This window comes from Mesorhizobium sp. YR577, assembly GCF_900116595.1.
In the GTDB taxonomy this organism is placed as follows: Bacteria; Pseudomonadota; Alphaproteobacteria; order Rhizobiales; family Rhizobiaceae; genus Mesorhizobium_M.
Genome location: NZ_FPBI01000015.1, coordinates 86488 through 105602, shown reverse-complemented (window position 1 = coordinate 105602; position 19115 = coordinate 86488). Strand labels below are relative to the sequence as shown.

Genomic DNA, 19115 nt, shown 5'->3' with positions numbered 1-19115 from the left:
AGCCCGCCGGCGCTAAACCAACTCCACCTCGACCACGCCGGGAACGGCGCGCATGGCAGATGCTATCTGCGGCGAGATGCGGTAGCGGTTGGGTAGTTCGACCTCGACTTCGCCCTGCGCGCCATCCTTGATGAGCACGAAGCTCACCTGTCCCTCGCCCTTGACGTTGAGCTGGTTGGCAAGGGTTCCGAGCGGCGATGCGTCGCGCAGGTAGACGCGTAGTGCCTTCTGGACGCGGCTTGCCTCGTCTTCCAGGGAATGCACGGTCTGGATACGCAGGTTGATGCCTTCCGGGCGGTCTTCGGCCGCGACCGTGATGACGACAGAACGGCCTGCCTCGAGCAGATCGCGATATTGCGCCAGCCCTTCCGAAAACAGTACCGCCTCATACTGGCCTGTGGTGTCGGAGAAAGCGACGACGCCCATCTTGTTGCCGGTGCGGGTCTTGCGCTCCTGCTTGGACGTGACGGTGCCGGCCAGCCGTCCGGCAGCAGCGCCCCGCTTCACGGCGATGGAAAAGTCGGCCCAGGTCTGGGCGCGCATCTTTTCCAGAACCGCCTTATACTCATCCAGCGGATGCGCCGAGAGATAGAAGCCGACGACCTGGAATTCGCGGTGCAACCGGTCCGCGGGAAGCCAGATATCGGCCGCAGGCAGATGTAGCGTCTGCGCCTGTCCGCCCATCGCACTGCCAAAGATGTCGGACTGGCCCGAGGCGGCATTTTCCTGCGCGCGCTGCGCCATGCCCATCATGCGCTCGACGCCGACCATAAGGGCTGCCCGGTCATGACCGAAGCAATCGAAGGCGCCGGCCATGATCAGGCTTTCGAAGACGCGTTTTCCGACAATCTTCGGATCGATGCGTTCGCAGAAATCGGCAAGGCTGGCGAACGGCTTTTCCTTGCGCTTGGCGACGATGTGCTCGACGGCGGCATCGCCGACGCCCTTGAGGGCTGCCAGCGCGTAGAAGATGCGGTTTTCGGCAACCTCGAAATCGCGGAACGAGGTCATCACCGAGGGCGCAACCACGTCGATACCGAGGCGCAGCGCATCCTGTCGGAAGTCGGCGAGCTTGTCGGTGTTGGACATATCCAGCGTCATCGACGCGGCAAGGAACTCGACGGGGTAATGCGCCTTCAGATAAGCGGTCTGGTAGGACACCACCGCATAGGCAGCGGCGTGCGACTTGTTGAAGCCGTAGTCGGCGAACTTGGCCAGAAGGTCGAAGATGAAATCGGCCTGCGGCTTGCTCACGCCCTTTTCCACCGCACCGGTAACGAAGCGCTCGCGCTGCTTGTCCATCTCGGCGCGGATCTTCTTGCCCATGGCGCGGCGCAGAAGGTCTGCTTCGCCGAGCGAGTAGCCGGCCAATTCCTGCGCGATCTGCATCACCTGTTCCTGGTAGACGATGACGCCCTGCGTCTCCTTGACCAGATGATCGATCTTGGGATGGATCGAGGCGATCTCCTCCTCGCCATGCTTGCGCGCATTGTAGGTCGGGATGTTCTCCATCGGGCCCGGCCGGTAGAGCGCGACCAGCGCGATGATATCCTCGATGCGGTCGGGCTTCATACCGATCAGCGCCTTGCGCATGCCGGCACTTTCAACCTGGAACACGCCGACGACCTCGCCGCGCGACAGCATCGCGTAGGTCTTCTCGTCATCGAGCGGAATGCGCGCCAGATCGACCTCGATGCCGCGGCGGCGAATGAGCCGCACCGCGGTCTCCAGTACCGTCAGCGTCTTCAGGCCGAGGAAGTCGAACTTCACCAGCCCGGCCTCTTCGACCATCTTCATGTTGAACTGGGTGACCGGCATGTCGGAGCGCGGGTCGCGGTACATCGGCACCAGTTCCGACAACGGACGGTCGCCGATGACGATGCCGGCGGCGTGCGTCGAGGCGTGGCGGTAAAGCCCTTCCAGCTTCTGCGCCATGTCGAGCAGCGTCTGGACGATCGGCTCCTTCTCGGTCTCCTCGGCAAAACGCGGCTCGTTGGCGATGGCGTCGGCAAGTTTCACCGGATTTGCCGGGTTCTGCGGCACCATCTTGCAGAGGCGGTCAACCTGACCATAGGGCATCTGCAGCACGCGCCCGACGTCGCGCAGCACGGCGCGCGCCTGCAGCGTTCCAAAGGTGATGATCTGGCCGACCTGATCGCGGCCATAACGGCCCTGGACGTAGCGGATAACCTCTTCACGCCGGTCCTGGCAGAAATCGATGTCGAAGTCGGGCATCGAAACGCGGTCGGGGTTGAGGAAGCGCTCGAACAGCAGCGAGAAGCGCAGCGGATCGATATCGGTGATGGTCAGGGCATAGGCAACCAGCGAGCCCGCGCCCGAACCACGGCCTGGGCCGACCGGAATGCCTTGGGCCTTCGCCCATTTGATGAAGTCCGAGACGATCAGGAAGTAGCCGGGAAACTTCATCCGTTCGATGATGCCGAGCTCGAATTCCAGCCGCTCGCTGTACTGCTCGACCGTGAAGCCTTCGGTCAGACCGGCTGTCTCGAAGCGCTGCTGCAAGCCCTCGCGGGCCTGGCGGCGCAATTCGTCGGCCTCGGCCTTGAGCGCTTCCGTCGGATCGGCTTCGTCGCCACCGGTGAAGCGCGGCAGGATCGGATTGCGCTTCTTCGGGTAGTAGGAACAGCGCTGCGCGATCTCGATTGTGTTGTCGAGCGCTTCAGGAATGTCTGCAAAAAGCGCCGACATCTCCTTCTGACTCTTCAGATAATTGTCGGGCGACAGACGGCGACGCTCGTCGGACGCAACGACCGAGCCTTCGGCGATGGCAATCAGCGCGTCATGGGCTTCGTAGTCGTCGCGGGATTGGAAGAACGCCTCATTGGTGGCGACCAGCGGCAGGCGATGGTGATAGGCAAGATCGATGGTTGCGGCTTCGAGGTTCCGGTCATAGCCGCCGAGACGCTGCAGTTCGACATAGAGCCGATCGCCGAACAGTGCCTTCAGCGCCAGAAGCCTTGTTTCGGCCAGTTCCGTATGGCCGGATTTCAGCGCCGTGCCGACAGGCCCAAGCGGCCCGCCGGTAAGGCAGATCAGCCCCGGCGAGAACTCCTCCAGCCATTCCGTGGTGACCTGCACCGCTTCGCCTGGCGGCGTTTCGAGATAGGAGCGGCTGACAAGGCGAACGAGATTGGCGTAGCCCTCTTCGGTCGCGGCGATCAGCACGATCGGGTGCAGATCTGCCCCCTGGCGGCGATTGCCGCCGCGCGAGGAATCATTGACCTCACCAGTGAAGGACAGGCTTGTCTGACAGCCGACCAGCGGCTGCACGCCCTCCTTGGTGGTCTTTTGCGCGAATTCGAGCGCACCGAACAGGTTGTTGGTGTCGGTGATGGCGATGGCCGGCGCGCTGTCCTTGACGGCGTGGCCGACGATCTTGCCGACCTGCAACGCGCCTTCCAGCAGCGAATAGGCGGAATGCACGCGAAGATGGATGAAGTTGCGCTGGACAGGCTGGGCCTTCACCGGCGCATTTTGCATGCTGCGCAGGATGGGGTCGCGCGGAGGCCTGTCGCTCGCCATATCTTACGCCTTTGCTACTCGACTCAGGTATCTATTGTGGTCATGGAGCGCCGTGGGTCTAGTGCGAAATCACATTGAACACAGAAGCCTGCATTCATTTCAGCGTTACGGAATGGGTCCCGGATAGCCTTCGCTTCGCTACGGCTTCCGGGATGACGCACGGAGGATTTCCGCAGTCTTACCAGCCCATGCCCCCGTAGAGTTCACGCCAATCCGGGTTCATCTTCTCGATCAGTTCGATCTTCCACGATCGACGCCATCTCTTGATCCGCTTTTCGGCAATGATCGCTTCACCGATGTCCAGATATTCCTGATACCAGACCAGCCGTATTGCTCCGTATCGAGCAGTGAAGCCCTTTGTCATGCGTTGCTTGTGTTCCCATACGCGCCGGCGGTCACGCCGGTATACAACGTTCCGTCTCGTTTCGAAGCTAGGATGTAAACGAACCCGCTCATGGCTATGATGAGACTCCGGAAAAGCGAATACCGACGTCATCCCGGAAGCCGTAGCGAAGCGAAGGCTATCCGGGACCCATTCCGGACCATAGCCTCCGTAAAATCATGCCGTAAAGCGCGCGGTCGGCTCCAGCAACGCGCCGATCAGATGACGCAATTCCGCAGGTCGCCCGGCAATTCGCGCAGCACCAGCGTCTTCCAGTTCCTTGCGATCGCCGTAGCCCCAAAGCACGCCGACGGTCTCGATGCCGTTCAGCTTGGCGCCGACCACATCATGCGAACGATCGCCGATCATGGCGGTTCGTGTGGCATCGACCGGCTCGGTTGCCAGAATATGGGCGATCAGGTCGCCCTTCACGGAATTTCGGCCATCCAGCTCAGAGCCGTGCACGACGTTGAAATAGCGGCGAAGATCGAAGTGGTCGATGATCTCGCCGGCATAGGTTTTCAGCTTGGAGGTCGCGACCGACAGGAAGTAGCCATCGGCAACCAGTTCGGCCAGCGCCTCGGGAATGCCGTCGATCAGGATGTTCTCGAATTTACCGACATCCGAATAGCGCTCGCGATAGAGCCGCACGCCCTCGTCGATCAAAGCCGGGTCTTCGGTCTCGAGCAGAATGCCAAACGCCGACTTGATCGGCGGACCGATGCACCAGCGCAAATCGTCGGCAGCAGGCGCGATGCGGCCGAGCTTTTCGACCGCATATTGCAGCGACTTGGTAATGCCGACGAAGGGGTCCGTCAGCGTCCCGTCAAGATCGAACAGAACGGCCTGCCGCCGCGCGGAAACATCCATTCAGGCAAACTCCATGATCACGGCATCGACGGCAAGGCTGTCGCCGGCCTTGGCATTGATCTTCTCGACCGTCAGGTCGCGGTCGGCGCGCAGCACGTTTTCCATCTTCATCGCCTCGACCACGGCCAATGTCTCGCCGGCCTTGACCTCTTGGCCCTCGGCGACAGCAATCGAAACCACCAGTCCGGGCATCGGGCATAGCAGTAGATTGGAGGTATCGGGCGCAATTTTCACCGGCATAAGGCGGTCGAGTTCTGCGGTGCGCGGCAGCATGGCGCGCGCCGTCACCGACATGCCTTTCCAGGCGATGCGGATGCCGTTCGGCACAGGCCTGATCTGCGCCGCAATGCTGCGTCCACCGACAGTTCCCTGCCAGACGGCCTCGCCCGGGCGCCAGTCGGAAATAACCGTCATCGGTTTGCCGCCGGCGATCAAAAGGTCGACCTCGATGGGGATCGAAACCATGCCCTCGCCGACCGCGACCGGGATATAATCGTCGCCGATGCGCACGACCCAATCCGGCTTCAGCACACCAGAATGCGGGGCCAGCCGCCCGGTCAGGCGATCGAGGCGGTCACGCCGCAAGAGTTCGACCACAGTGGCAATCGCGGCCAGAACCGACTTCTCCTCCGCGTTCGGCGTGATCGGCGCAAAGCCGTCAGGATATTCCTCGGCAATGAAACCCGTCGAAAGTCGGCCTTCGCGCCAGCGCGGATGCTGCATCAGGGCCGCCAGAAACGGAATGTTGTGCTCGATGCCGTCGACCACGAACATATCCAGCGCCTCGGACATCGCATCGATCGCTTCGAGCCGGGTCGGCGCCCAGGTGCAGAGCTTTGCGATCATCGGATCGTAGAACATCGAGATTTCCGAACCTTCGGTCACACCGGTATCGTTGCGGATGACGATGTCGCCGAATTTTCCTTCCTCGGGCGGCCGGTAGCTGGTCAACCGGCCAATGGAGGGCAGAAAATTGCGGTAGGGATCCTCGGCGTAGAGCCGGCTCTCGACGGCCCAGCCGTTCAGCTTCACATCGGCCTGGCTGATCGCCAGTTTTTCACCGGCGGCAATACGGATCATCTGCTCGACCAGATCGATGCCGGTGATAAGTTCGGTTACAGGATGCTCGACCTGCAAACGTGTATTCATTTCAAGGAAGTAGAAGTTTTTCTGGCTATCGACGATGAACTCGACCGTGCCGGCGCTCTGATAGTCCACCGCTTTGGCCAAGGCCACGGACTGCTCGCCCATGGCCTTGCGTGTCTTCTCGTCAAGGAATGGCGAAGGCGCTTCTTCCGCGACCTTCTGGTTGCGGCGCTGGATCGAGCATTCGCGCTCGCCGAGATAGATGGCGTTGCCGTGACCGTCGGCCAGGACCTGGATTTCGATGTGGCGCGGATCGACGACGAATTTCTCGATGAAAACGCGGTCGTCACCGAAAGAGCTTTTCGCCTCCGAGCGAGCGCGGTCGAAGCCGTCGCGCACTTCGGCCTCAGACCACGCGATGCGCATGCCCTTGCCGCCGCCGCCGGCTGACGCCTTGATCATCACGGGATAGCCGATTTCGCCGGCGATCTTTTCGGCATGATCGACGTCCTCGATAACGCCGAGATAGCCCGGAACTGTCGAGACCTTCGCCGCATTGGCGAATTTCTTCGATTCGATCTTGTCACCCATGGCCTTGATCGCCTTGGGCTTGGGACCGATGAAGACGATGCCTTCCTTTTCCAGCGCCTCGCAGAATGAAGCCCGCTCCGACAGGAAGCCATAGCCCGGATGCACAGCCTCCGCCCCGGTCTGCTTGCAGGCTTCGATGATCTTCTCGGCCACCAGATAGCTTTGTGCGGCCGCCGCCGGGCCGATATGCACCGCCTCATCCGCCATTTCGACATGAACCGCATCGCGATCGGCGTCTGAATAGACGGCAACCGTTGCGATACCCATCCTGCGGGCTGTCTTGATGACGCGGCAGGCGATCTCGCCACGATTGGCGATCAGGATTTTCTTGAACATGAACGAATGGTTCCTCCGGTGGCGGGGATCGTTTTATGGACTATCCCGCCGCGCCTCAAGTGCCGGATTCACAAACCCGCTTTGCGCGAGAAATTGCCACTCTCAGAAATGCTTGTCGCGCTCGAAAGGTCCGAAGCGCACGCCTGAGGTGACCAGATAGGCCGCTGTCCAACCCATGACGAGAAGGCCGGTTATGCCTTCCATGGCGGAAAGCAGCCGCCACTCTTTCAACGGAGTCACATCGTTGAAGCCGACGGTGGCGAATGTCGAGGCAGAGAAATAAAACGCGGTCTCGAAATCCGGCAGCGCGCCGACCACCAGCATCCCGGCAGCCCAGATCGCAAGCTCGATGCAAACCAGAACGAACAATCCCAGTGCAAGCGCGCCCATCGCCAGAGCCTTTTCGCCCTGCTTGCCGTCGATCAGAGGATGCGACAGCAGAAAGGAGACAATATGCGTAAGGACGATCAATCCGGCCACATGCACCAGGAAAGTCAACACGTCGAAGATCATGGCGAGGAGAAGATTTGCGATCATGCTGCGAACTAAAGGCGCAGATGGTGGCCCAGCTATGGCAAAACGCGGACATTTCGCCTAGTCAGTCTGACAAGCACCGACCCAACCATTGAGACAGATCTACGCAGAAGGAATTGCCTGATGAAGACCCGCGCCGCAGTCGCCGTTGGAGCCGGAAAGCCGCTTGAAATCATGGAAGTCGACCTCGAAGGTCCGCGCGAAGGCGAGGTCTTGGTCGAAATCAAGGCGACCGGCATCTGCCACACCGACGAGTTCACGCTTTCGGGCGCCGACCCGGAAGGCATTTTTCCGGCGATTCTCGGCCATGAGGGCGCCGGCGTCGTCGTCGATGTCGGCAAGGGCGTCACGTCGTTGAAGAAGGGCGACCATGTCATCCCGCTCTACACGCCCGAATGCCGCCAGTGCCCGTCCTGCCTGTCGCGCAAGACCAATCTCTGCACCGCGATCCGCTCGACGCAGGGCCAGGGCCTGATGCCCGACGGTTCCAGCCGCTTCTCCATCGGCAAGGACAAGATCTTCCACTATATGGGTTGCTCGACCTTCTCGAACTTCACGGTCCTGCCCGAGATCGCGCTGGCCAAGGTCAACCCCGACGCGCCGTTCGACAAGATCTGCTACATCGGCTGCGGCGTCACCACCGGCATCGGCGCGGTCATCAACACGGCCAAGGTCGAGATCGGCGCGACGGCGGTCGTGTTCGGCCTTGGCGGCATCGGCCTCAACGTGCTTCAGGGCCTGAGGATGGCCGGCGCCGACATGATCATCGGCGTCGACATCAACAACGACCGCAAGGCATGGGGCGAGAAGTTCGGCATGACGCATTTCGTCAATCCGAAGGAGATCGACGGCGACATCGTGCCTTACCTCGTCAACATGACCAAGCGCGGTGCCGACCAGATCGGCGGGGCGGACTACACCTTCGACTGCACCGGCAATGTGAAGGTCATGCGCCAAGCCCTTGAAGCGGCTCACCGCGGATGGGGCGAGAGCATCGTCATCGGCGTTGCAGGTGCGGGCCAGGAAATCTCGACGCGGCCGTTCCAGTTGGTCACCGGCCGCACCTGGAAAGGCACTGCCTTCGGCGGCGCGCGCGGCCGCACCGACGTGCCGAAGATCGTCGACTGGTATATGGAAGGCAAGATCCAGATCGACCCGATGATCACCCACACCATGCCGCTCGAAGACATCAACAAGGGCTTTGACCTGATGCATGGTGGTGAGAGCATCAGAAGCGTGGTGATCTACTAAGCCAGGGAAAGCGCATGCCGGACCCGATCATCTATGTCGACGCTGATGCCTGCCCGGTGAAGGCGGAGGCCGAGAAGGTCGCGGACCGGCTCGGGCTGGTGGTGGTTTTCGTCTCGAACGGGGGCTTGCGCCCTTCCCGCGACCCGATGATCCGCCACGTCGTCGTTTCCAAAAGCGCCGACGCGGCGGACGACTGGATCGTCGAGAACGCAAAACCCAACGACATCGTCGTGACGGCCGACATTCCGTTGGCCGCACGCACCGTAGCGCTGGGCGCGCATGTTCTCGGCATGACCGGAAAGCCCTTCACCCACGAGACGATCGGCATGGCGGTCGCCATGCGCGACCTGAAGCAGCATCTGCGCGAGACGGGTGAGAGCAAGGGCTACAATGCAGGCTTCACGCCGCAGGACCGTTCGCGCTTTCTCGGCGCGCTCGACCAGACGGCACGAAAGGCAAAGGCATTTGCCGAAAGTGCCGCGAAGGATGCGGCCGGATGAACATACTGAGCGTCCGCCATTTTCCGTTCTATGCCGGCGTAATCCTGGGGCTGGCGGCATTCGCTTTGGCATTGCTGCTGAAGCAGCCGCTTGCCTATGCGATCGGCGCGAATGTCTTCTTCGTCATCTATATCGCTCTCATGCTGAGGCAGATGCCGTCGTTCAGTGCCGACTATCTCAGCCGGCGCGCGCAGGACGCCGACGAGCCTATCGGCATCATCTTCCTCGCCACAGCCGTTATCATCTGCGTCGCGGTGGGCTCGCTGTTCCTGCTGATGAACGCCAAGGACGCGCCGCATCCGATCGGGCTCGCCTTTTCGATGCTGTCGCTGCCGCTCGGCTGGTTCACCATTCATACGATGGCCGCCTTGCACTACGCGCATCTTTACTGGAAAGGCGACAGCACATCCGACAAGCGCAACCGCAAGCCGGTGGGCGGCCTGATTTTTCCGGGCACTGAACGGCCGGTGGGATGGGATTTCCTCTATTATTCGGTCGTCATCGGCATGACGGCGCAAACCGCCGATACCAACATCAACACCACCACCATGCGCATTGCGACGATGGTTCACTCCGTCCTGTCGTTCTTCTTCAACACGGTGATCGTGGCGGCGGCAGTCAATCTCGTGGTTTCGCTCGCGGGTTGATCGTCGCGGTTGTGAGGTTCGGCGAGGAATGATATCATCGTGATATCACTTTCAGAGGAATTCCCATGGGCAGCATGGTGATCAGGAACATTCCCGACGACGTCGTCGAGAGCTTCAAGGCTCGCGCCAAAGCCAATGGGCTATCGGCCGAGCAACTGGCGCGCGACGTCATAACGCGCGAAGCCGGGATGACACGGGAAGAGGCATGGGCAACGATCGATTCCATTCGCGCGAAAAGCAAGCCTGTGGATCTGAACACGGCGCTGAAGATCATGGAGGAAGCCCGCCTCGATCGGGACGGGCCAGATAATGATCATTGACGCAAGCGTTGCGGTTCCATGGCTTGTCGAGACACCATTTTCAGAGACGGCAAAACGACTTCGTTCAGCTGAATGCGCCGCCCCCGATCTGCTGTTGATGGAAACGACAAATGCCCTGCTCAAATATCATCGCATCGGCCAGATCTCGTTGGACGGCATTCTTGCAGGCGCCCAGGCGCTGAAGGTTGCGGTTTCGAAATTTGTGCCCGACGACCAGTTGCTGCCCAGTGCGACAAAGATCGCAGCCGACAATACGCACAAGATTTACGATTGCATGTATCTTGCTCTCGCGCTTGAACGTAACCAACCGCTGGCTACTGCGGACAAGCGTCTCGCAGCCATCGCCAAATCCCTTTCAATCAAAACATTGCTGATCGAGCCCCTTTCATGAAAACCATCTCCACCGCGAAATCCCATGGCGGCGTCCAGGGCGTCTATTCCCACGCTTCTGAAGCATGTGCCTGCGATATGACCTTCGCAGTTTTCCTGCCGCCGCAGGCCAAGGATGGCCCTTGCCCGGTTGTCTGGTATCTGTCGGGCCTGACCTGCACGCACCAGAACGTCATGGACAAGGGCGAATACCGCCGGCTGGCCGCCGAGCTCGGCCTGATCATCGTCTGCCCGGACACCAGCCCGCGCGGCGAGAATGTTCCCGACGAAAAGGACAATTGGCAGTTCGGCGGCGGCGCCGGCTTCTATCTCGACGCCACGCAAGCGCCCTTCGCCACGAACTACCGCATGTATTCCTATGTCACCGAGGAACTGCCGGCGCTGATCGCCAAGGAGTTTCCAGCGGACATGAACCGGCAGGCGATCTTCGGCCATTCCATGGGCGGCCACGGCGCGCTGACCATTGCCTTGAAACATCCAGACCGCTTCAAAAGCTGTTCGGCTTTCGCGCCGATCGCGCACCCGATGACGGCCGGCTGGTCGAAACCCGCTTTCGAGAAATATCTCGGCGCCGACGAGGCGTCATGGCGCGCCTATGACACGGTCGCGCTGATAGAGGGCGGCAAGCGTTTTCCCGAGTTCCTTGTCGACCAAGGCAAGGCAGACGGCTTCCTTGATGACGGCTTGCGTCCGTGGCTTCTGGATGACGCATGCAAGGCGGCCGGCATTCCGCTCACCTTGCGCATGCAGGATGGCTACGACCACTCCTATTTCTTCATCTCGACCTTCATGGACGACCATCTGCGCTGGCATGCCGAAAGACTTGCGAAGTAACTTCCCTGTCGCGCGAATGTCATTCATGCGCTGAAACCTGTGAATGTTCCCTCCCGTTTCTTGGCAGTAGTATCTGCCAATTGCAGCGCGGCAATTATCGCGCTGCGGGGAGGACCAGAAGATGGACAATGCGGCAGTCGGTGAGATGCAATCCAGCATCAAGCCTGCAAAGGATGACAGGCTCGTCTATCGGCAATCCGCCTGGACGCGGCTGACGCATTGGATATGGGCGCTGGCGCTTTTCTTCCTGCTGCTGACCGGCTTGCAGATATTCAACGCACATCCGTCGCTCTATATCGGCAAGCAGTCCGGTTTCGGCTTCGACAATTCGGTACTAGGCTTCAGCGCCGAAAACACGCCTGACGGACCTAAGGGCTACACCGATATCTTCGGCCACCGCTTCGATACCACCGGTGTTCTGGGCCTCTCCGGCGGACCCGACGACCTGCAGGCCCGCGCCTTTCCGGCATGGGCGACGATTCCTTCGCATCAGGATCTGGCGACTGGCCGTGTTATCCATTTCTTCTTCGCCTGGCTGCTCTCCGGCACCCTGCTCGTCTGGCTGGTTGCCAGCCTGATCAACGGACATCTGCGCCGCGATCTCGCACCGCGTGTCGCGGACTTGAAGCGCCTGCCCGGCGACATCGCGGACCACGCCAAGCTGAAATTTCGTCATAGCCGCGACTACAACACGTTGCAGAAGCTCGCCTATGGCGGCGTGCTGTTCATCCTCCTGCCGCTGATGATCCTGACCGGATTGGCCATGTCGCCCAGCATGAACGCCGCTGTCCCGTTTCTGGCAGACTTGTTCGGCGGCAGGCAGACGGCGCGAACCATCCATTTCACGATCATGCTGCTCCTGGTCGCCTTCTTCATCATTCACATGCTGATGATCCTTGCCGCCGGCCCGCTCAACGAACTGCGTTCGATCATAACCGGATGGTACCGCACCGATCCGCCCAAATCCGGCGACGAGCCCGCGACACGGAGCGCCCGGCCATGAAACGGTTTCAGATAAGCCGCCGCTGCTTTCTCACCTCTGCTGCACTGGGCGCCTCCGGCCTCGCGCTCTCGGGTTGCGACGCCTTCGATTCGCTGTCTTCGACGGACAGCCGGGTCCGGGGTGTTCTGGAAAGTGCAAACAACCTCACCTACAGGGTTCAGCGCCTGCTTGCCGGTCGCGATTCGCTTGCGCAGGAATTCACCGAGGCCGATATCCGCCAGCCGCAGCGTCCCAACGGCGTAACCGCGCCTGATGACGAAGACTATCTCGCATTCCAAAGCAAGGATTTTGCCGACTGGCGGCTTGAGGTTTCGGGTCTGGTCGAAAAGCCGTTGTCGCTATCGCGCGAACAGCTGATTGCCATGCCGTCGCGTACGCAGATCACCCGCCACGACTGCGTCGAAGGCTGGAGTTGCATCGCCAAATGGACCGGCACACCGCTTTCGCTGGTGCTGGACCAAGCCAGGGTGAAACCGCAGGCTCGCTATGCCGTTTTCCATTGCATGGACACGATCGAGAGAGGGCTTTCGGGCGGCATAAAATACTACGACTCGATCGACCTGATCGACGCCCGCCATCCCCAGACCATTCTAGCCTATGGCCTCAACGACAAGCCGTTGCCGGTCCAAAATGGCGCTCCTCTCAGGGTGCGCGTCGAGCGCCAGCTTGGCTACAAGATGCCGAAATATATCCGCAAAATCGAGTTGGTCGACAGCTTCACCCAAATGGGTGACGGCAAGGGCGGCTATTGGGAAGACCGCGGCTACGATTGGTACGGCGGTATCTGAAAAACGACGCGATTCCCCGACCGGCCGTCGAACTTTGAGTCTAAGAATTACCCTCAAATACAAGACTTTACACGATATTGGTGCAAAGCTCCTTGCTATGCCGGTGTCGGTCCGCCATGTTTAGGGCACCTGCTTCCATGTCGGAAACAGGATAATCCGCACATCACAGGAGGTGAATCGGGTGTCCGACACCACGAATATTTACGAAGAAACGCCGGATCTCGATACGATCGGCGGCCGACTGTCCCGAGCCCGCGAGGCCAGCGGCATGAGCGTCAAGCAACTGGCATGGCGGCTTGGCGTCAAGATGTCGACGATAAACGCCTGGGAGAGCGACCGTTCGCAACCCGGCGCACACCGCCTGAACATGGTATCGGGCATTCTTAATGTCAGCCTGTCCTGGGTCCTGCACGGCGTCGGCACCGGGCCGATCGAGCCGGAAGACGACAGCGACATGATCGAAACCGTTGGCGCCCAACTGGATCGTCTCAAGCTCTTGCATGCCGAAACCGGCAGCCTGATCGTCCGCCTTCAGAACGATATGGACCGTCTCGCCGCCGCGAGCTGACGGGCTTTTCCGTCCGCGCTTTGTCGTCGCCTCGATAATCAGCCTCATGGCCGCACGCTATTTCTGCCGCGCAATAACAAAGCTGTGCGTATGTCGCATGGGGCGTGACAATGCGTCGGTCATGAGCTAGCTATGCTGCGTCGAGGATCCGGTGTTTTCCGGATTCTACCTGTTTGCGGGAGAGAGCAGCGTTTGCTGCCGCCGAAGGGGAAATCGCCCGAAATCTCTCAGGCAAAAGAACCGTAGATGGGAAAGACACTCTGGAAAGTCGGGACTAATCCTCCCGCGCCGAAGGTGTAAGCGTCGCCGACAGAGTTCCGGTTGCGCGAGTCTCTCAGGCTTCAGACAGAGGGGCACGGAATGGCCGCCGTAGCGGCCGCTTGCGTGCGACTCTGGAGATGTCATGACGGGCACCGACGCCAAGAAACTACCCCTCGAAGACCTGCATATTGCAGCTGGTGCGCGCTTTGGCGCGTTTGCCGGTTGGTCAATGCCGTTGACCTATCCGGCCGGCGTCATGGCAGAGCATCTTCACACCCGCGACCATGCCGGGCTGTTCGACATTTCGCATATGCGCCTGTTCGAAGTCGCCGGCCCCGGTGCGGCCGCGCTGCTTGCCAAGGCATGTCCGCTCGACGCAGCGGCGCTTTCGGAGCGCCAGTCGAAATACACCTTCTTCCTCAACGAGCAGGCCGGTATCATCGACGATCTGATCGTCACGAGGCTTGGACCCGAGCGCTTCATGGTCGTCGCCAATGCCGGCAACGCGGCAGTGGATGAGGCGCATCTGCGCGCGCTGGCCAAGGATTTCGACTGCAGGATCGATGCACTGGACCGCGTCTTCCTCGCCATCCAGGGCCCGGAAGCCTGGGCAGCTTTGGCTCGCGCCGGCATCGAGACCGGCGAACTTCTGTTCATGCATGGCTTCGAGCCGAAAAAAGACTGGTTCATGAGCCGGTCGGGCTATACCGGCGAGGACGGTTTCGAGATCGGCCTGCCGGAGACAGATGCGCGAAAGCTTCTTGAGGCCCTGCTCTCCGATGAGCGGGTGATGTGGATCGGCCTCGCCGCCCGAGACAGCCTGCGGCTTGAAGCCGGTCTTTGCCTTCATGGCCAGGACATCACGCCGGACATTGATCCGGCGAGCGCCGGCCTGATGTGGGCGATTTCCAAGGATTTGCGCGCCAGCGGGCAGTTCATAGGCGCTGACGCATTGCGCGCCATCCTCGCAAAAGGCCCGACCGAAAAGCGCGTTGGCCTGAAGCCACAGGGCCGCCAGCCGGTTCGCGCCGGCGCATCACTTTTCGACGAAGCGGGAAACCCCGCCGGGCGGGTCACCTCGGGTGGCTTCGGTCCCTCGGCCGGTTCGCCGGTGGCCATGGGCTACGTCTCGGTGCCGCTCGCAAGCAGCGGGTCGAAAATCTTCGCCGATGTCCGGGGCACGAAAATTCCCGTCGACATCTCTTCTCTCCCCTTCACGCAGCATCGCTACCGCAAAGGATAATCTTCTCATGGCAACGACCTATTTCACCGACGATCACGAGTGGCTCCGCGTCGAGGGCGGCATCGCCACCGTCGGCATCACTGACTATGCGCAGGAACAGCTTGGCGATCTGGTTTTCGTCGAACTGCCCGAAGCCGGACGAAAGCTTGCCAAGGGCGATGTCGCCGTCGTCGTCGAATCCGTCAAGGCGGCATCGGACGTCTACGCTCCCGTCGACGGCGAAATCGTTGAGTCCAACGGTGCGCTGGCTTCCGATCCGGCGCTGGTCAATTCGGCTGCAACCGGCGATGGCTGGCTGTGGAAGATGAAGCTTTCCGACGAAGGCCAGCTTGCCGGCCTGCTCGATGAAGCCGGCTACAAAGCGCTCATAGGTTAAGGCACAGGTGATACGATGACTGCCGCTCCCTACCCTTTCGCCACCCGTCATATCGGCCCCAGCACCACTGACACGCGCGCCATGCTCGCTGTACTCGGCGTACCTTCTATCGAGACGCTGATTTCGAAGGCCGTGCCAAAATCGATCCGACTCGAGCGCCCGCTCGATCTGCCCGCACCCGCCAGCGAGGCCGAGGCGCTTGTCGAGCTCGCGGAAATAATGTCGAAGAACGTCGTGCTGAAAAGCTTAATCGGCGCCGGTTATCATGGCTGCCGCGTGCCGCCGGTCATCCAGCGCAACCTGTTCGAAAACCCCGCCTGGTACACGGCCTATACGCCCTACCAGTCGGAAATCAGCCAGGGCCGGCTCGAGCTTCTGTTCCATTTCCAGACGCTGGTGACCGAACTGACCGGCCTGCCGGTCGCCTCCGCCTCGCTGCTGGACGAAGCGACCGCGGTCGCCGAAGCCGTCGGCATCGCCTATCGCCATCACCGCGAGAAGCGTCATCGCGTGGCGTTCGCCGGCGCACTTCATCCGCAGACGCGTGATGTCGTCACGACCCGCGCCGAACCGCTGGGCATCGAGGTAGACGGTGAGACGATTGACGAAAATACCGCTGCGCTTGTTGTTTCTTGGCCCGATACGTTCGGTGTCTATGGCAACCACGCCGATGCGATCGCCAAGGCCAAGGCCGCCGGCGCAATCGTCATCTTCGTCGCCGACCCGCTGGCGCTGACCATTTCGGAAACGCCGGCCAGTCTCGGCGCAGATATCGCCGTGGGCCCGATGCAGCGCTTCGGCGTGCCGATGGGTTTTGGCGGGCCGCACGCGGCTTACTGCGCCGTTTCCGACAAGCTGACCCGGCTGATGCCAGGCCGCCTCGTCGGCCAGTCGGTCGATGCCAATGGCCGTCCCGGCTACCGGCTCGCCCTGCAGACGCGCGAGCAGCATATCCGCCGCGACAAGGCGACCTCCAACATCTGCACGGCACAGGCGCTGCTTGCCAACATGGCCGCCTCCTTCGCCATCTGGCACGGCCCGCAGGGGCTCCAGTCGATCGCCAGCCAGATAAACGCCTTTGCCGAGCGCCTGGCGCTCGGGCTGAAGGCCGCAGGCGTTGAAATCGACGGCGATCGCCGCTTCGATACCGTCACCATCACCACCAAAGGCAAGGCCAAGGAAATTGCCGCGACCGCCGAGAAGGATGGCCGTCTGCTGCGCGTGATCGACAATGACCGCGTCGGCGTCAGCTTCGATCAGGCGTCTACCGAAGAAGACCTCGAAGCCATCGCTGCGCTGTTCGGCGCAAAGCCATCACCGGCAGACAAGGTCAAGGCACCGGCCAACCCGCGCGGTAAGGGTTTCCTCACCCAGCCGGTCTTCCACGAAAACCGCTCGGAAACCGACATGATGCGCTTCCTGCGCCGGTTGGCCGACAAGGATCTCGCGCTCGACCGCGCCATGATCCCGCTTGGCTCCTGCACGATGAAGCTTAACGCCGCCGCCGAGATGATGCCGGTGAGCTGGCCGTCGGTCGCCAATCTGCATCCCTTTGCGCCGCCGGGGCATTCGCTCGGCTATCGCGAGATGATCGACGATCTGGAGAAATGGCTGAGCGAGATCACCGGCTTCGACGCCGTATCCCTGCAGCCGAACGCCGGTAGCCAGGGAGAGTATGCCGGCCTGCTGGCAATCCGCCACTACCACCAGTCGCGCGGTGACCATCACCGCAATGTCTGCCTCATCCCGTCCTCGGCGCATGGCACCAACCCGGCCAGCGCTTCGATGGCGGGCATGGGCGTCGTCGTCGTGCGCTGCACCGAAGACGGCAATGTCGACATGGACGATCTGAAGGCCAAGGCTGCCGAGCATGCCGGCAACCTTGCGGCATTGATGATCACCTATCCCTCGACGCATGGCGTGTTCGAGGAAGGTATTCGCGACATCTGCGCGCTAATCCACGAGCATGGCGGACAGGTCTATCTCGACGGCGCCAATCTCAACGCGCTGGTCGGATTGGCCCAGCCGGGTGAAATCGGCGCCGACGTCTGCCACATGAACCTGCACAAGACCTTCTGCATTCCGCATGGCGGCGGCGGTCCCGGCGTCGGCCCGATCGGCGTCAAGGCGCATCTAAAACCCTACCTTCCCGGCCATGTCACGGAAGGGTCGGAGCATGCCGTTTCGGCAGCCCCGTTCGGCAGCGCCTCGATCCTGCCGATCACCTGGATGTATATCCGCATGATGGGCGCGTTAGGCCTGAAGCAGGCGACGGAAACGGCGATCCTCAGCGCCAACTACATCGCAGAGCGGCTGAAGGCCCATTACCCGGTGCTCTATCAGGGCCGCAACGGGCGCGTCGCGCATGAGTGTATCCTCGACACGCGCGTGCTCAAGGAAAGTGCCGGCATCGGCGTCGAGGACGTCGCCAAGCGCCTCATCGACTTCGGCTTCCACGCGCCGACCATGTCCTGGCCGGTGGCCGGCACGCTGATGGTCGAGCCGACCGAATCCGAGCCGAAGCGCGAGGTCGATCGTTTCTGTGAAGCGATGATCGCCATCGCCAACGAGGCCGAGCGCGTGGCCAAGGGCGAATGGCCGCGCGAGGACAACCCGCTCGTCAACGCCCCACATACGGCTGCCGAAACGCTCGTCGGCGACTGGACGCATCCCTATTCGCGGCTCGAGGCGGCCTTCCCGGCCGGCGACGCGGAAACGGCTGCAAAATACTGGCCGCCGGTCTCGCGCATCGACAATGTCGGCGGCGACCGCAATCTGGTCTGCTCGTGCCCGCCGGTGACCGAATATCTCGGGGCGGCGGAGTAAAGACCGAACCGGAACCGGTTGAAAGCCCATAGCGTATTCGCTATATTGCGCTATGGGCTGGACGGTGGAGACGCTTGGCGAAGACGTCGATGGCGAGCTTGAGGCTTTACCTGCAACTCTGCGAGCACGGCTGCTTCGGTTGATGGAGATGGTCGAAACCATCGGGCTGGATCGCATGCGCGAACCGCATGTGAAACATCTCGAAGGCAAATTGTGGGAGCTTCGCGCAAAGGCGGCTGACGGCATCGCCAGAGGCATTTATCTAACCGTTACTGGACGCCGGGTCATAGTTCTGCACGTCTTCGTCAAGAAGTCGCAGAAAACACCACCCAGCGCACTGCATCTCGCTCGCGAGCGAATGAAAAGAGTGACGTGATGACAAAGATTTCAGAACTCAAGAAACGCTGGATGGAAGATCCGGCTTTCCGCAAGGAATATGATGAAGCGGACGCCGAATACGCGATCATTGAAGCGCTCATTCGGGCGCGAAATGATGCCCATCTGTCCCAAGCAGAACTGGCTGAAAAGATCGGCACGACACAATCTGCCGTAGCCCGGCTTGAGGGCGGCGGCGTCTCCCCGACACTATCGACGCTACAGCGTTATGCGGCCGCCACCGGGACCCGGCTTCGCCTGGAGCTTATACCAGACTAGGAACTCACCCTACTAACAGGCAAGGCCTCGAGCCAGGGTTGGATCTTTACATAGGTGTAACCCTAAACGATCCGTTCGATTTCGATTCGTTAACTATCCTCTTGAGGTTTTG

At 61.2% G+C, this 19115-nt stretch carries 18 protein-coding genes, 1 pseudogene and 1 riboswitch; of the genes and pseudogenes, 14 read left to right on the top strand and 5 right to left on the bottom strand.

Features of this window, described 5'->3' with window-relative positions:
* Nucleotides 1-12: 12 nt before the first annotated feature.
* From dnaE to BM413_RS21450, 5 genes and pseudogenes are all read right to left on the bottom strand, one after another.
* The gene (gene dnaE / locus BM413_RS21470) at nucleotides 13-3501 is read right to left on the bottom strand and encodes a DNA polymerase III subunit alpha (protein ID WP_244537954.1); all 3489 of its coding nucleotides are present in this window, start codon (nucleotides 3499-3501) and stop codon (nucleotides 13-15) included.
* A gap of 220 nt (nucleotides 3502-3721) precedes the next feature.
* Nucleotides 3722-3999 (bottom strand): annotated as a pseudogene (locus tag BM413_RS21465) (GIY-YIG nuclease family protein).
* Between the two features lie 103 nt (nucleotides 4000-4102).
* Nucleotides 4103-4795: an HAD hydrolase-like protein gene (locus BM413_RS21460; RefSeq protein ID WP_091916737.1), complete on the bottom strand. Its 693-nt coding sequence runs from the start codon at nucleotides 4793-4795 to the stop codon at nucleotides 4103-4105.
* Nucleotides 4796-6808, bottom strand: coding sequence for an acetyl-CoA carboxylase biotin carboxylase subunit (locus BM413_RS21455; RefSeq protein WP_091916735.1), 2013 nt, complete (start codon nucleotides 6806-6808; stop codon nucleotides 4796-4798). It lies immediately after the preceding gene.
* Nucleotides 6809-6910: 102 nt separating this feature from the next.
* Nucleotides 6911-7345, bottom strand: a complete 435-nt coding sequence (locus tag BM413_RS21450; RefSeq protein ID WP_091916733.1) for a potassium channel family protein — start codon at nucleotides 7343-7345, stop codon at nucleotides 6911-6913.
* Nucleotides 7346-7465: 120 nt separating this feature from the next.
* Between BM413_RS21450 and BM413_RS21445 the strand changes: the two genes are divergently transcribed.
* From BM413_RS21445 to BM413_RS21380, 14 genes are all read left to right on the top strand, one after another.
* Complete coding sequence (locus tag BM413_RS21445) at nucleotides 7466-8593, top strand: S-(hydroxymethyl)glutathione dehydrogenase/class III alcohol dehydrogenase (RefSeq protein ID WP_091916731.1); 1128 nt, start codon at nucleotides 7466-7468, stop codon at nucleotides 8591-8593.
* A gap of 14 nt (nucleotides 8594-8607) precedes the next feature.
* The gene (locus tag BM413_RS21440) at nucleotides 8608-9093 is read left to right on the top strand and encodes a YaiI/YqxD family protein (RefSeq protein WP_091916729.1); all 486 of its coding nucleotides are present in this window, start codon (nucleotides 8608-8610) and stop codon (nucleotides 9091-9093) included.
* Nucleotides 9090-9740, top strand: coding sequence for a DUF1345 domain-containing protein (locus tag BM413_RS21435; protein WP_091916727.1), 651 nt, complete (start codon nucleotides 9090-9092; stop codon nucleotides 9738-9740). The genes BM413_RS21440 and BM413_RS21435 overlap by 4 nt, the downstream gene beginning before the upstream one ends.
* A gap of 65 nt (nucleotides 9741-9805) precedes the next feature.
* Nucleotides 9806-10060 carry a FitA-like ribbon-helix-helix domain-containing protein gene (locus tag BM413_RS21430; RefSeq protein ID WP_091916725.1) on the top strand — a complete coding sequence of 85 codons (255 nt, stop codon included), beginning with the start codon at nucleotides 9806-9808 and terminating at the stop codon, nucleotides 10058-10060.
* Nucleotides 10050-10451: a type II toxin-antitoxin system VapC family toxin gene (locus BM413_RS21425; protein ID WP_091916723.1), complete on the top strand. Its 402-nt coding sequence runs from the start codon at nucleotides 10050-10052 to the stop codon at nucleotides 10449-10451. The genes BM413_RS21430 and BM413_RS21425 overlap by 11 nt, the downstream gene beginning before the upstream one ends.
* A complete protein-coding gene (gene fghA, locus BM413_RS21420) occupies nucleotides 10448-11284 on the top strand; it encodes an S-formylglutathione hydrolase (protein WP_091916721.1) in 837 nt (278 codons plus the stop codon). The genes BM413_RS21425 and fghA overlap by 4 nt, the downstream gene beginning before the upstream one ends.
* A 121-nt stretch (nucleotides 11285-11405) precedes the next feature.
* Nucleotides 11406-12287 (top strand): cytochrome b/b6 domain-containing protein, encoded by an 882-nt coding sequence (locus tag BM413_RS21415; protein ID WP_091916720.1) that lies wholly within the window; start codon nucleotides 11406-11408, stop codon nucleotides 12285-12287.
* Complete coding sequence (locus tag BM413_RS21410; RefSeq protein WP_091916719.1) at nucleotides 12284-13075, top strand: molybdopterin-binding protein; 792 nt, start codon at nucleotides 12284-12286, stop codon at nucleotides 13073-13075. The genes BM413_RS21415 and BM413_RS21410 overlap by 4 nt, the downstream gene beginning before the upstream one ends.
* Nucleotides 13076-13256: 181 nt before the next feature.
* On the top strand, nucleotides 13257-13643 hold the full coding sequence (locus tag BM413_RS21405; RefSeq protein WP_091916718.1) for a helix-turn-helix domain-containing protein: 387 nt from the start codon (nucleotides 13257-13259) through the stop codon (nucleotides 13641-13643).
* 166 nt (nucleotides 13644-13809) lie between these two features.
* Nucleotides 13810-13896, top strand: a riboswitch (glycine riboswitch).
* A 150-nt stretch (nucleotides 13897-14046) separates the two neighbouring features.
* On the top strand, nucleotides 14047-15147 hold the full coding sequence (gcvT, locus tag BM413_RS21400) for a glycine cleavage system aminomethyltransferase GcvT (RefSeq protein ID WP_091916717.1): 1101 nt from the start codon (nucleotides 14047-14049) through the stop codon (nucleotides 15145-15147).
* A gap of 7 nt (nucleotides 15148-15154) precedes the next feature.
* Nucleotides 15155-15523, top strand: a complete 369-nt coding sequence (gene gcvH / locus BM413_RS21395) for a glycine cleavage system protein GcvH (RefSeq protein WP_091916716.1) — start codon at nucleotides 15155-15157, stop codon at nucleotides 15521-15523.
* Nucleotides 15524-15538: 15 nt separating this feature from the next.
* Nucleotides 15539-18349: an aminomethyl-transferring glycine dehydrogenase gene (gene gcvP / locus BM413_RS21390; RefSeq protein WP_091916715.1), complete on the top strand. Its 2811-nt coding sequence runs from the start codon at nucleotides 15539-15541 to the stop codon at nucleotides 18347-18349.
* A gap of 64 nt (nucleotides 18350-18413) precedes the next feature.
* The gene (locus BM413_RS21385; protein WP_348272919.1) at nucleotides 18414-18725 is read left to right on the top strand and encodes a type II toxin-antitoxin system RelE/ParE family toxin; all 312 of its coding nucleotides are present in this window, start codon (nucleotides 18414-18416) and stop codon (nucleotides 18723-18725) included.
* Nucleotides 18725-19003: a helix-turn-helix domain-containing protein gene (locus BM413_RS21380; RefSeq protein WP_091916713.1), complete on the top strand. Its 279-nt coding sequence runs from the start codon at nucleotides 18725-18727 to the stop codon at nucleotides 19001-19003. The genes BM413_RS21385 and BM413_RS21380 overlap by 1 nt, the downstream gene beginning before the upstream one ends.
* Nucleotides 19004-19115 lie beyond the last annotated feature (112 nt).